Raw genomic sequence first — 12,216 nt, 5'->3', positions numbered from 1 at the left:
AGGCAATTTACGACAACAAACTAAACGCGATCATCCCGACGATAGCGCCGGTGGTGCCGAGAATCGTCTCCATCAGCGTCCAGGTCTTCAGCGTCTCGCCTTCGGTGGCACCGGTGAAGCGGCCGAACAGCCAGAAACCGGCATCGTTGACGTGGCTGATAATAATCGAGCCGCCGCCGATGCAGATCGACAGCGCCGCCAGCTGCGCACCGCTGTAATGCAACGGTTCAATCACCGGCATCACCAGCCCGACGGTGGTTAAACAGGCCACCGTGGCCGAGCCCTGAATCACCCGAATCGCGCCGGAGAGAATAAAACAGGCCAGCGCAATCGGCATGCCGGCACCGGTCAGCGCGTGGCCCAGCACCGGGCCAACGCCGGAATCCACCAGCACCTGTTTGAACACGCCGCCCGCACCAATCACCAGCAGGATAATCCCCGCCGGCTGCAGCGCGCTGCCGCATACCTGCATCACCTTCTCTTTATCCATGCCCTGACGGTAAGCCAGGCCGTAAATCGCTACCAGCAGCGCCAGCAGGATGGCGGTAAACGGATGGCCGATAAACTCCAGCCACGCATACAGACGTGAATCCGGTGTGGTAAAGCGCGCGCCGATGGTTTTCAGCCCGACCAGCAGCAGCGGGAACAGAATCAGCGACAGGCTAAAGCCAAACGACGGCAGCTGGCCCTCGCTGACGTCCGGCTGATGATCTTCCGGCGGCGCGCTGAACGTCACATGGCGCGCAATCAGGTTGCCAAACAGCGGACCGGCAATCAGCATGCCGGGAATCGCCGCGCACAATCCCAGCAGAATCATCCAGCCAAAGTCAGCGTGCATCTGCGCTGCCAGCAGCATCGGTGCCGGTCCGGGCAGCAAAAAGGCCGCCGCGGCGGCGACGCCGGCAAACAGCGGGATCACCAGTTTGACCAGATTATCGTGGGTACGGCGTGCCACGGCGAAGGCGATGCTGATCAACAACACCACGGCCACTTCAAAGAACAGCGGCAGCGCACAAATCAGCCCGGCAATGCCCATCGCATAGTGCGCGCGCCGCTCGCCAAAGGTTTTCAGCATACGAATGGCGATCTGATCGACCGCACCGGTTTCATGCAGAATTTTGCCGAACATGGCGCCCAGCGCCACCACAATGGCGAGAAAGCCGAGCGTGCCGCCCATGCCTTTTTGCATGGTCTCAGCAATTTTATCCAGCGGCATACCGGAGAACAGACCGGCACCCATCGACACTAACATCAGAGCGACAAAGGCGTGCATACGCGCTTTCATCACCAAAAACAGCAGCAGCAGGACAGAGCCTGCTGCGGTTAACACCAGCGTTGCGGTACTCATGACTAGCCCTTGTTGATTGCGCCCGCGATGGTCGCAACCGTGGCCGCAACTACCTCATCCAGTGAGTGATTGATATCGACAACCAGCACATCCGGCTCGTCGGCACCCGGTTCCTGCAGGGTTTCAAACTGTGTCACCAGCATCTGCGGTTTGAAGAAGTGGCCTTTGCGCGCCTTGAGACGAGACTCAATGGTGGCAAAATCGCCCTTCAGATAGATGAATTTCAGGTTGTGATTGCCCTGACGCAGGATGTCGCGATAGGACTTCTTCAGCGCTGAACAGACGATGATCGAGATCGCCTGGGTGCGCTGCATCGCGAACGCCGCATCATTCAGCGCCTGCAGCCACGGCTGGCGATCGTCGTCGTTCAGCGGATGGCCTTCCGCCATTTTGGTGATGTTGCTGCGCGGATGCAGGAAATCACCATCCAGAAACGCGGTGCTGAGCTGATGAGACACCTGATTGGCGACGGCAGACTTTCCGCTGCCGGAAACACCCATCAGGATAAAGACGTGGTGCGATGGAGATGGCGTGGTCATGGTTTTGCGCTCCGGCAGTTGGTGCTGCCAATGTTACCGATAACAATTTTGATTGCCATTGTCCGAGCGCGCTCAGACGCTGGCAACCCTTGTCAGGCGGAAAAGCACGAAAGTGTGAACTGACTCAAAAAATCGCCAAAATCAGATGCTGCCACCTTCGGCAATCTCAAAACCGACATCCAGCGGTGCGGTCACGCTGCGATCGCCGCCAATCCGCGCCAGCAGCATGGCGGCTGATTCACGCCCCATGCGTTCGCGTGGCGTCAGCACCGTAGCCAGCCGCGGATTGACCACCTGCGTGATGTCGTGGCCGTGAAAACCGGCGATCGCCATCTGCTCCGGCACGCGCAACCCCTGGCGCTGGCACTCAAACATCGCGCCTACCGCCAGGTCATCATTGGTACAGAACAGGCTGTCAGTGTGCGGATAGCGCTTCTGCGCCTCGCGCAGCAACTGGGCACCGGCGCTGAAGGAGGAGGCATCTTCCATCATGACGCTGTGTGGCGTCAGCCCGGCTTCGCGCATCGCCTGTTCGTAGCCCTGCTGCTTTTGCAGCGTACGCTCATCGAGGCGCGCGCCCAGATAGACGGTGTGACGATGGCCTTTCCTGAGGATAGCATGCGTCATCTGCCGCGCCGCCTCGACGTTGTCGAAGCCCACGGCCATATCAAGACACGGCGTGACGCAATCCATCATTTCGATTACCGGAATGCCCGCCACTTCCAGCATGCGCAGCGTGCCCGGCGTGTGGGAACGTTCGGTCAGGATCACGCCATCAATGTTCCAGCCCAGCAGCGAACGCAGCTGCAGCTCCTCTTTGTGCGGGTTATAGCCGAAGTGCGCCACCAGCGTCTGATAGCCCGCTTCATCGGTCACGGTTTCAATGCCGCGCAGCACGTCGGCAAATACCTGGTTGGTGAGCGAGGGCAGCAGCACGCCAATCGCGCGGCTGGTGGCGTTAGAGAGCATGTCGGGCGCACGGTTGGGGATATAGCCGAGTTCATCCAGCGCCACGGCGATTTTGTCGCGCAGCGCCGCAGAGACCTGATCGGGGTTCCGCAGGTAGCGGCTGACGGTCATTTTTGTGATGCCGACGCGATCGGCAACATCCTGTAATACCGGTCTTTTCTTCTTCATCGTGTGCGCCTGAGGTCAGAGATACGCTGAGTTTATCATTTTTTTGTCATGTTATGCCGTTGCGGCCACGGAAGGAGAAGAGGGATTAAGTGCCGAGGACGGCGTTCGCCTGAGGCGCAGGCAAAAAAAAAGCCAGCACCCGAGCTGGCTAAGAAACACTGGAAGCAATGTGAGCAATGTGAGCAATGTCGTGCTTACCCGGTTTGTCAGGAGACGCTGCCGGATTCGCGTTGACAATAATAATCATTATCATTCGCGTCTGTAAAGCCCTTTCCTGTTTTTTTTACCGTTGACGTTGCGCGCGAATTCCCTGATGTTAAAGGGGATTTCATTCACTGAGTGCAAGGAGCTGCTTTATGAGTCAGGTTACTGTTCGTCACGCAACGCCCGAAGATGCCGCCGTTCTGACGCGTATCTATAGCCAGCCGGAAACCCAGGCGGGCACGCTGCATCTGCCGTATCAGTCACCGTCACTCTGGCAGGAGCGGCTCGCGAATCCCCGTCCCCATGTCACCATGCTGGTGGCCTGTATTGACGGGCAGGTTGTCGGTCAGCTGACGCTGGAAGTTATGGCGGTGGCACGCCGCCGTCACTGCGCCACTATCGGCATGGGCGTTGATCCGACATTCCATCGGCGCGGCGTGGGTAAAGCGCTGATGGCGGCGATGGTGGATCTGTGCGACAACTGGCTGCAGGTCACGCGGATTGAACTGACGGTGTTTGCGGATAACCACCAGGCCATGGGTTTGTATCAGCAGTTTGGTTTTGAGATTGAAGGTACCGCCAGAGGTTTCGCGGTCCGCGACGGCCAGATTATCGATACGCACTACATGGCGCGTCTGAAAGGGAATGCGCGATGAATCGCGCCGCTACCGGCCGGTGCACGGTGAGGTAGCGGCGCAATTTATTGCGCGACGTTAATACCCGGCACTCAAATCATCCACCGAGCGCGGGTCGGATGCGCCGTAACGCATGCCGTCCGGGCCAATCATAATGCTCTGCGTGCTGCCCATCGCCGGCAGCACTTTGACATGCTGACCTTTAGCTTCCAGCAGACGCAGCGTATCCGGGCTGAAGCCCTTCTCGACGCGCAGCTGATCCGGCAGCCACTGATGGTGGAAGCGCGGCGCATTGGTGGCTTCCGCCACGTTCATGCCGAAATCGATACTGTTCACCACCATTTGCAGCACGGTAGTGATAATCCGACTGCCGCCCGGGCTGCCGGTCACCAGCCAGGTTTTACCGTCTTTCGCCACAATGGTTGGCGACATCGATGACAGCGGACGTTTGGCCGGCTGGATCGCGTTCGCCTCACCGCCCACCAGGCCATAGACGTTTGGCGTGCCCGGCTTGGCAGAGAAATCATCCATTTCATTGTTCATCAGAATGCCGCTGTTACCGGCCACCACGCCGCTGCCAAAGTAGGTATTCAGCGTATAGGTCACCGCCACCGCGTTGCCGTCTTTATCCACCACCGAGAAGTGGGTGGTTTGATTGCTCTCGTACGGTGCCAGCTTGCCGGGCTTGATGTCGGCTGAGGGGCGCGCCTTGTTGACATCAATCTGCTGGGCCAGCGTTTTGGCGTAGGCTTTGCTGGTCAGCGCCTGCTGCGGCACTTTAACGAAGTCGGGATCGCCGAGATACTCGGAGCGGTCGGCGTAGGCATATTTTTCCGCTTCGGCCATAACCTGCATCGCGTCCGCGCTGCCGAAGCCCCATTTCGCCAGATCGAAGTTTTCCAGGATATTGAGGATCTGCACGATATGAATGCCGCCGGACGACGGTGGCGGCATGGAGAACACCTCGTAGCCACGGTAGCTGCCGCTTACCGGCTTGCGTTCCACTGCGCGGTAGGCCGCCAGATCCGCCTTGCCAATCAGTCCGCCGTGCTGCGCCATTTCGGCAGCGATCTCATCGGCAATTTTGCCTTTGTAGAACGCATCCGGCCCCTGCTGGGCAATCAGCTGCAGGCTGTGCGCGAGGTTTTTCTGCACCAGGCGATCGCCCTTCTGGTAAGGCTGACCGTCGGCTTTGTAGAAAATGGCGCGACTGTTGTCGTGGTTGATCAGGTTCTCTTTACCGTAGGTAGCGAGATCGTCAGCCAGCGCATCGTTAACGATGATGCCGTCGCGCGCCAGCTTGATCGCCGGCGCCAGCAGCGTGCTGAGCGGCAGCGTGCCATACTTTTGCGCCGCCAGGGCAAAACCGGCTACGGTTCCCGGCGTGCCGGAAGCCAGATGAGAAGTGAGTGATAACTTACTATCCGCATTACCCTGCTTATCCAGGAACATATCGCGCGAGGCACGCGCCGGCGCCATCTCGCGGAAATCGATGGCGGTGGTGCGGCCGGCAGCGGTGCGCAGCAGCATAAAGCCGCCGCCGCCCAGGTTGCCCGCCTGCGGGTGGGTGACCGCCAGCGCAAAGCCCACCGCAAACGCTGCATCTACCGCGTTACCCCCCTGTTTGAGGATATCGACGCCCACCCGGGTTGCCATGGCGTCCACTGATGCAACCATCCCGTGCTGCGCTTTCACCGGATGAAAGGTGTCGCTGTCGACGCCATATGACACCGGCGGTGCGCTGGCTGGCGCCGCCTGCGCCCCCTGCACCACGGTAAAACTCATTAACAGCGCCCAGCCGAACTGGCGCACACCGTTATGTATCCTCATCCCGCCACCATCCTTTCAGTTGTTTACATTTGTTATTGATTGCTGCAAGTGTTTGCAAATACTGTAAAAAAGATAGCAGTTAAGCCAAATTAGGTGCACTCCTGGTTTTGGGGTTTGTGATATCGCATAAACTTATGGTTGCGGCGGTTGCTGCCGGGTGGCGAGCAACCTCACACAGCAGGCCGCACTGATGGAGGAACACCATGAAAAAATGGCTGATTGTTATCGCGGCACTGATGCCGCTGAGCGGCATGGCGAACATGCTGAACAACACTAACCAACCGAATCAACCCGGCTATAACCCAAGCCAGCAGCGGATGCAGACGCGCATGCAGATCCAGCAGCAGCAACAGCAGCAGCAGTTGCGTCAGGATCAGCAGCAGCAAAATCAGGAGATGCAGCGTAAGCTGCAGGAGCGGCGCGATAGCGCCCGGCAGCGCGTGATTCAGTCGCAGCCGGGCCAGCAGAACAGCAATACACAAACGCAGTACGGCAATTAACGGAAGTCCGGGCCGATAGCATCAATGCGATCGGTACAGATGGCATCCACGCCCCAGCTCAGCAGCTCGCGCGCCCGCGCGGGCTGATTCACGGTATACACCAGAATACGCAGACCGGCGGCTTTAAGCGCGGCGGTGCGTCCGGCGTCCAGCAAGCGATGATTTAAATGGATTGAGACACAGTCGAGCGCGGCGGTCAGCGCCTGCCAGTCGTCGTGCCACTCATCCAGCAGCAGGCCGCGCGGCAGCTCCGGCGCGGCCTGCATTGCCGCTTCCAGCGCCGCGTACGAGAACGAGGACAGCAGCGGTGCCGTTTGTCCCTGCCACAGCGTTCGTGCGGCCAGCGCCACATCACGTCCGGTTTCCACCTCGGTACCGCTGCTGGGTTTGATCTCAATGTTGGCCATCATCTGATGCTGGCGGCAGCGCGCCGCCACCTCGCTCAGCAATGCCAGCGGTTCACCGTCAAATTCACGGCTAAACCAGCTGCCGGCATCCAGCTGCGCCAGCTGCTGCCACGGCAGATCGCCCGCCACGCCCCAGCCGTTGCTGGTGCGGTCCAGCGTGTCATCGTGCAGCAGGAAAATCTGCTTATCCTGTGACAGTTTGGCGTCGAATTCGATCATGGTATGACCGTAGTGCGCGCCGACATCAATCGCCGCCAGGGTGTTTTCCGGGGCCAGCTTGCCGCCGCCGCGATGCGCAACAATGTGCGGATAGGGCCAGTTTTTTACACTCATTCCAGACGCTTTCCATGGGTAGAATCGAAGAAGTGTAACGCATCTGGCGGCAGTTGTAGCCACAGGCTGCTGCCAGCCTGCGGCCGCTCGCTATGCGGCAAACGCACCACCAGCCGCGTGTTGCCAATGTGGCCATGCGCAAGATTGTCCGCGCCGAGGATCTCCAGCGTATCCACCACCAGCGGCACACCGCCGGCCTCACGACTGCTGAGCTGAATATGCTCGGGACGAATGCCGAGCGTCAGCGGACGGTTGGCCCATCGTGCTTTGCCGGCGCCGAGCGGCAGGCTGTTGAGCGCGTCGAGCGTAAAGCGCGAGCCATCGCTGTTGATCTGACCGGGTAGCAGGTTCATCGCCGGCGCGCCGATGAACGACGCAACAAACTGACTGGCCGGACGCTCATACACCTCCACCGGCGTGCCCACCTGCTCCACCACGCCTTTATTCATCACCATCACGCGCTGCGCCAGCGTCATGGCTTCAACCTGATCGTGCGTGACGTACAGGCTGGTGGTTTTCAGCCGGCGGTGCAGTTGCTGCAGCTCCAGACGCATCTGCACGCGCAGGCGCGCATCCAGGTTCGACAGCGGCTCATCAAACAGAAACACCGCCGGTTCCCGCACGATGGCGCGGCCCATGGCCACGCGCTGACGCTGGCCGCCGGAGAGCTCGCGCGGACGGCGCTGCAACAGGTGATCAAGCTCCAGACTGCGCGCCGCATCCATCACCCGCTGGGTAATCTGTTCCTTGCCCATGCCGCGGATCTTCAGGCCGTAAGCCATGTTCTCTCCCACCGTCATGTGCGGGTAGAGCGCGTAATTCTGGAATACCATGGCGATGCCGCGATCTTTCGGCTCCATGTCGGTGACGCGCCGATCATCGATGTAGATATCGCCCGAGGTGACGCGCTCCAGCCCGGCCACCATGCGCAGCAGCGTCGATTTCCCGCAGCCGGATGGGCCGACCATCACCATAAACTCACCGTCGTTGATGGTGATGTTCAGCGGCTGAATGATTTGGTTTTTGCCGTCGTACGATTTCGTCACGGTCTGAAGGGTTACAGCTGCCATTTATTTCTCACTCTCCACCAGGCCACGCACAAAAGCGCGCTGCATCACAAGCACCACCACCACCGGTGGGATCAGGGTTAATAACATCGCCGCCATCACTTCGTTCCACTGCGTCGGACCGCCGCTGGTGTTGATCATACTTTTCACCCCCGCCACGGCAGTGCTCAGGCCGGCATCGTTGATGATCAGCAGCGGCCACAGATACTGGTTCCAGCCGTAAATAAAGGTGATGACAAACAGCGCGGCGAGATTGGTTTTTGACAGCGGCAGCACGATATCCCAGAAAAAACGCATCGGACTGGCGCCGTCAATGCGCGCCGCTTCAATCAGCTCATCCGGCAGCGACATAAAAAACTGGCGGAACAGGAACGTGGCGGTCGCGGAGGCCATCAGCGGCAATGTCAGACCGCTGTAACTGTCCAGCATGTGCAGCGTGGAGATCACCTCCACCGTCGGGAAAATACGCACTTCTACCGGCAGCATCAGGGTGATAAAGATCAGCCAGAAAAACAGCGTGCGCAGCGGAAAGCGAAACCACACCAGCGCAAACGCCGACAGCATCGACACCGTGATTTTGCCCACGGTGATGCCCAGCGCCATGATCAGGCTGTTCAGCATCATCAGGCCAAACGCCGCGCTGCCGTTGACGCCATCGCGCCAGATGTGGGTGATGTTGTCGATGAGATGCGGGCCCGGCACCAGCGTCATCGGCACCTGATACACCGCGTTGTTATCCAGCGTCGCGGCGACAAACGCCACGTACAGCGGGAACAGAATGGTCAGCACCCCCAGCGCCAGCAGCGTGTGGGCGAAGATATCCAGCCCGCGTCGGTTTTCAATCATTGGTATTGCACCTTACGCTCGACAAAGCGGAATTGCAGAATGGTCAGGCCGATAACCAGCAACATCAGCACCACCGACTGCGCGGCGGACGACGAGAGATCGAGTCCGGTGAAGCCTTCGCGGTAGATTTTGTAGATCAGCGTGGTGGTGGCCTGTACCGGCCCGCCGCCGGTGGCGGCATCGATCACCGGGAAGGTGTCGAAAAAGGCGTAAACCAGATTCACCACCAGCAGGAAAAAGCTGACCGGCGTAATCAGCGGCAGCGACAGATTAAAGAAACGGCGCACCGGTCCGGCACCGTCAATCGCCGCGGCTTCCACCAGCGATTTAGGAATGGACTGCAGCGCGGCAAAGAAAAACAGGAAGTTGTAGCTCATTTGCTGCCAGATCGACGCAAGTACAATCAGGAACATCGCCTGACCGCTGTTCTGCGCATAGTTCCAGTTGTAGCCAAGCTGGTTCAGCAGATGGCTGAACAGCCCCAGCCCCGGATTGAACAGGAACATCCACAGCACCGCCGCAACCACCGGCGCTACCGCATAGGGCAGCAGCAGCAGCGTCTGATAGAGCTTTTTCAGCCGGATAACGTAATCCACCAGCGCCGCCAGCAGCAGCGAGAATGTCATGCCGCATACCGTGACCAGCGCGCTAAACACGAGGGTGGTCCAGAACGAATCAAGGTAGTAGTCGTCACTGAACAGACGGCGGAAGTTATCAAGGCCAACAAAGGTGCTGGAGATGCCAAACGGATCGATGCTTTGCAGCGAGTACCACAGCGCCTCTCCGGCGGGCCAGAGAAAAAAGATCGCGGTGATCGCCAGCTGCGGGGCCACCAGCAGATACGGCAACAAACGGGCGCGGAAAACCGGACGTGATGATGAGGACATAGCAGGCTCGTCAGAAAGAGACAGCGGGACGGACTTACCGTCCATCCCGCCATTACGGAGTTACTTCACTTGCTGTTCAAAGCGACGCAGCAGTTCGTTGCCGCGTTTCACCGCGTTGTCCAGCGCTGCCTGTGGCGACTGTTTGCCGGTCCACACGCCTTCCAGCTCTTCGTCGACGATGGTACGAATCTGCGGCATGTTGCCCAGACGCATCCCTTTGGTGAACGGCAGCGGATCTTTATTCAGCATCTGCCGCGTGGCGATGTCGGCGCCCGGGTTTTTGTCATAAAAGCCCTGCTGTTTGGTCAGCTCATAAGCCGCGGTGGTGATCGGCAGATAACCGGTTTTCTGGTGCCATTCTGCCGCAATATCCGGCTGGGCGAGGAACTTCATGAACTCCGCCGCGCCTTTGTACGTCGCTGCATCTTTGCCTTTCATCACCCACAGGCTGGCGCCACCGATAATGGCGTTCTGCGGTGCGTTCGGCACGGTGTCATCGTACGGCATCATGCCCACGCCAAAGTTGAATTTGGCGTAATGCTTAATGTCGGCCAGCGAACCGGATGAGGCGGTGGTGATACCGCAGTCGCCGTTGTAGAACTTGGACGTCGACTCATCTTTACGGCCAAAGTAGGTGAAATCACCTTTCTTATTCATCTCTTCCAGCAGCTGGATGTGGCGCACCTGCACGGGTTTGTTGAACTCCAGCACCGCGTCGGTACCGTCAAAGCCGTTGTTTTTGGTGGCAACCGGCAGGCCATGCCAGGCGCTGAAGTTTTCAATCTGAATCCAGCCCTGCCAGCCGCTGGCATAGCCGCAGCTCATGCCGGCTTTACGCAGCGCGGCGGCATCCTGCGCCAGCGCCTGCCAGGTTTTCGGTGGCTGATCCGGGTTAAGACCGGCTTTTTTGAACGCGTCTTTGTTGTAGTACAGCACCGGCGTGGAGCTGTTAAACGGCTGTGAGATCAGCTGGCCGTTGCTGTCGCTGTAGTAACCGGCAACGGCAGGGACAAACTGTTTCGGGTCCATCGGCACGCCGGCGTTTTTAAACACTTCATGCACCGGCACGATGGCTTTCGAGGCCATCATGGTGGCGGTGCCCACTTCGTAAACCTGCAGAATGGCCGGCGCCTTACCGCTGCGCACCGCAGCGATACCCGCGGCCAGGCTCTGCTCGTAGTTGCCTTTGTAGGTCGGAACGATTTTGTAATCCGGGTGAGCCTGGTTAAAACGCTGTGCCAGAGAATCGACTTCTTTGCCTAACTCGCCTTCCATTGAGTGCCAGAAAGGGATTTCGGTAGCAGCCAGCGCATTACCGCTGATCGCCAGACCGAGCAGCAGACTCATCAGGCGGGGACGAAGCGTAAAAGCGGACATAAGGGTTTCCTGTGCTTGTGGCGCGCGCGATATCACGCATTTTTTGTTCGCGAAGTAACATGACACGAGGAAATGACGGAAAAATAACAGGATTATGACGGGAGTGTGACAGGGTTAGTGCGCGCTGATGCCCTCACCCCGGCCCTCTCCCACAGGGAGAGGGAGATGAAAGGCCGTGCGTGCTGATGCCCTCACCCCGGCCCTCTCCCACAGGGAGAGGGGGATAAAAGGCGGTGCGCTGATGCCTTCTTCTGCAGGGCGAGAGAAGTCCGGGAGGATGCCAGGATAGCAACCTGGCCTGAAAAAAGCTGCCGTACGGTTCCCTCTCCCGCGTGCGGGAGAGGGTTAGGGTGAGGGCAAATTACCGCACCAACGTCATGACCAAAGCCCGGTCAGGCGCCTAAATACGCGCTTCTCACCGCTTCATTGGATAACAACGCTTCACCGCTATCCTCCAGCACCACGTGACCGTTCTCCAGCACGTAACCGCGATCGGCCAGCTTCAGCGCCTGGTTGGCGTTCTGCTCGACGAGGAAGATGGTCATGCCCTCTTTACGCAGCTGTTCGATGGTGTCGAAAATCTGCTGGATAATGATCGGCGCCAGACCCAGCGACGGCTCGTCCAGCAGCAGCAGGCGCGGCTGGCTCATGAGCGCGCGGCCAATCGCCAGCATCTGCTGCTCACCGCCGGACATGGTGCCGGCGCGCTGCACTTTGCGCTCCGCCAGCCGGGGGAACAGCTGATAAACGCGCTCAATGCGCTCCTGATACTGCTGACGCGTCGCGAAAAAGCCGCCCATCGCCAGGTTCTCTTCCACCGTCATGCGCGAAAATACGCGCCGGCCTTCCGGTACGATGGCAATCGCTTCACGCATGATTTTTGCCGTCTGCCAGTCGGTAATGGTTTTACCATCAAAGGTGATGGTGCCGCTGGTGGCGCGCGGTTCGCCACACAGCGTACCGAGCAGCGTGGTTTTACCCGCGCCGTTCGCGCCAATCAGCGTCACGATTTCGCCCTGACTGATGTGCAGATTAATGTTATGCAGTGCCTGGATCGGGCCATAGTGCGCGCTGACGCCCTGCAAAGTTAAAATCGGGTTCGCCAT

General features: G+C 59.2%; 12 protein-coding genes. 2 read left to right on the top strand and 10 right to left on the bottom strand.

Going from position 1 to position 12,216, the window contains the following annotated elements; translation table 11 throughout:
- Positions 1-7 precede the first annotated feature (7 nt).
- The 3 genes from gntU to gntR form a co-directional block, all read right to left on the bottom strand.
- A complete protein-coding gene (gene gntU, locus OXR61_RS22585) occupies positions 8-1,348 on the bottom strand; it encodes a gluconate transporter (RefSeq protein WP_021507994.1) in 1,341 nt (446 codons plus the stop codon).
- Between the two features lie 2 nt (positions 1,349-1,350).
- Positions 1,351-1,887 carry a gluconokinase gene (gntK, locus tag OXR61_RS22580; RefSeq protein ID WP_021507995.1) on the bottom strand — a complete coding sequence of 179 codons (537 nt, stop codon included), beginning with the start codon at positions 1,885-1,887 and terminating at the stop codon, positions 1,351-1,353.
- A 141-nt stretch (positions 1,888-2,028) separates the two neighbouring features.
- The gene (gene gntR / locus OXR61_RS22575) at positions 2,029-3,024 is read right to left on the bottom strand and encodes a gluconate operon transcriptional repressor GntR (protein WP_021507996.1); all 996 of its coding nucleotides are present in this window, start codon (positions 3,022-3,024) and stop codon (positions 2,029-2,031) included.
- Positions 3,025-3,380: 356 nt separating this feature from the next.
- Here gntR and OXR61_RS22570 point away from each other — a divergent pair, with 356 nt between their 5' ends.
- A complete protein-coding gene (locus OXR61_RS22570) occupies positions 3,381-3,884 on the top strand; it encodes a GNAT family N-acetyltransferase (protein WP_021507997.1) in 504 nt (167 codons plus the stop codon).
- Between the two features lie 57 nt (positions 3,885-3,941).
- Here OXR61_RS22570 and ggt read toward each other — a convergent pair whose 3' ends face one another.
- On the bottom strand, positions 3,942-5,693 hold the full coding sequence (gene ggt / locus OXR61_RS22565) for a gamma-glutamyltransferase (RefSeq protein ID WP_267412559.1): 1,752 nt from the start codon (positions 5,691-5,693) through the stop codon (positions 3,942-3,944).
- Positions 5,694-5,896: 203 nt separating this feature from the next.
- Here ggt and OXR61_RS22560 point away from each other — a divergent pair, with 203 nt between their 5' ends.
- Positions 5,897-6,193, top strand: a complete 297-nt coding sequence (locus OXR61_RS22560) for a DUF2756 domain-containing protein (protein ID WP_021507999.1) — start codon at positions 5,897-5,899, stop codon at positions 6,191-6,193.
- Here OXR61_RS22560 and ugpQ read toward each other — a convergent pair.
- The 6 genes from ugpQ to livF form a co-directional block, all read right to left on the bottom strand.
- A complete protein-coding gene (ugpQ, locus tag OXR61_RS22555) occupies positions 6,190-6,933 on the bottom strand; it encodes a glycerophosphodiester phosphodiesterase (protein ID WP_021508000.1) in 744 nt (247 codons plus the stop codon). The genes OXR61_RS22560 and ugpQ overlap by 4 nt on opposite strands.
- Positions 6,930-8,003, bottom strand: coding sequence for a sn-glycerol-3-phosphate import ATP-binding protein UgpC (locus tag OXR61_RS22550; protein ID WP_021508001.1), 1,074 nt, complete (start codon positions 8,001-8,003; stop codon positions 6,930-6,932). The genes ugpQ and OXR61_RS22550 overlap by 4 nt, the downstream gene beginning before the upstream one ends.
- On the bottom strand, positions 8,004-8,846 hold the full coding sequence (ugpE, locus tag OXR61_RS22545) for a sn-glycerol-3-phosphate ABC transporter permease UgpE (protein WP_021508002.1): 843 nt from the start codon (positions 8,844-8,846) through the stop codon (positions 8,004-8,006).
- The gene (ugpA, locus tag OXR61_RS22540) at positions 8,843-9,733 is read right to left on the bottom strand and encodes a sn-glycerol-3-phosphate ABC transporter permease UgpA (RefSeq protein ID WP_031279792.1); all 891 of its coding nucleotides are present in this window, start codon (positions 9,731-9,733) and stop codon (positions 8,843-8,845) included. Before ugpA ends, ugpE begins: the two co-directional genes overlap by 4 nt.
- A 60-nt stretch (positions 9,734-9,793) precedes the next feature.
- Positions 9,794-11,110, bottom strand: a complete 1,317-nt coding sequence (gene ugpB / locus OXR61_RS22535; RefSeq protein WP_021508004.1) for a sn-glycerol-3-phosphate ABC transporter substrate-binding protein UgpB — start codon at positions 11,108-11,110, stop codon at positions 9,794-9,796.
- A 392-nt stretch (positions 11,111-11,502) separates the two neighbouring features.
- Positions 11,503-12,216 (bottom strand): high-affinity branched-chain amino acid ABC transporter ATP-binding protein LivF, encoded by a 714-nt coding sequence (gene livF / locus OXR61_RS22530; RefSeq protein WP_010615896.1) that lies wholly within the window; start codon positions 12,214-12,216, stop codon positions 11,503-11,505.

Origin of the sequence: Pantoea sp. GM_Pan_4 (genome assembly GCF_026541005.1) — a bacterium.
Taxonomy (GTDB): domain Bacteria; phylum Pseudomonadota; class Gammaproteobacteria; order Enterobacterales; family Enterobacteriaceae; genus Pantoea; species Pantoea dispersa.
The sequence above is the reverse complement of the archived record's forward strand: the minus strand, read 5'-3'. Positions and strand labels throughout refer to the sequence as shown.

Coding starts and splice junctions, on each gene's coding strand:
- gntU (WP_021507994.1), bottom strand. CDS start 1,348: ATGAGTACCGCAACGCTGGTGTTAACCGCAGCAGGCTCTGTCCTGCTG.
- gntK (WP_021507995.1), bottom strand. CDS start 1,887: ATGACCACGCCATCTCCATCGCACCACGTCTTTATCCTGATGGGTGTT.
- gntR (WP_021507996.1), bottom strand. CDS start 3,024: ATGAAGAAGAAAAGACCGGTATTACAGGATGTTGCCGATCGCGTCGGC.
- OXR61_RS22570 (WP_021507997.1), top strand. CDS start 3,381: ATGAGTCAGGTTACTGTTCGTCACGCAACGCCCGAAGATGCCGCCGTT.
- ggt (WP_267412559.1), bottom strand. CDS start 5,693: ATGAGGATACATAACGGTGTGCGCCAGTTCGGCTGGGCGCTGTTAATG.
- OXR61_RS22560 (WP_021507999.1), top strand. CDS start 5,897: ATGAAAAAATGGCTGATTGTTATCGCGGCACTGATGCCGCTGAGCGGC.
- ugpQ (WP_021508000.1), bottom strand. CDS start 6,933: ATGAGTGTAAAAAACTGGCCCTATCCGCACATTGTTGCGCATCGCGGC.
- OXR61_RS22550 (WP_021508001.1), bottom strand. CDS start 8,003: ATGGCAGCTGTAACCCTTCAGACCGTGACGAAATCGTACGACGGCAAA.
- ugpE (WP_021508002.1), bottom strand. CDS start 8,846: ATGATTGAAAACCGACGCGGGCTGGATATCTTCGCCCACACGCTGCTG.
- ugpA (WP_031279792.1), bottom strand. CDS start 9,733: ATGTCCTCATCATCACGTCCGGTTTTCCGCGCCCGTTTGTTGCCGTAT.
- ugpB (WP_021508004.1), bottom strand. CDS start 11,110: ATGTCCGCTTTTACGCTTCGTCCCCGCCTGATGAGTCTGCTGCTCGGT.
- livF (WP_010615896.1), bottom strand. CDS start 12,216: ATGGCGAACCCGATTTTAACTTTGCAGGGCGTCAGCGCGCACTATGGC.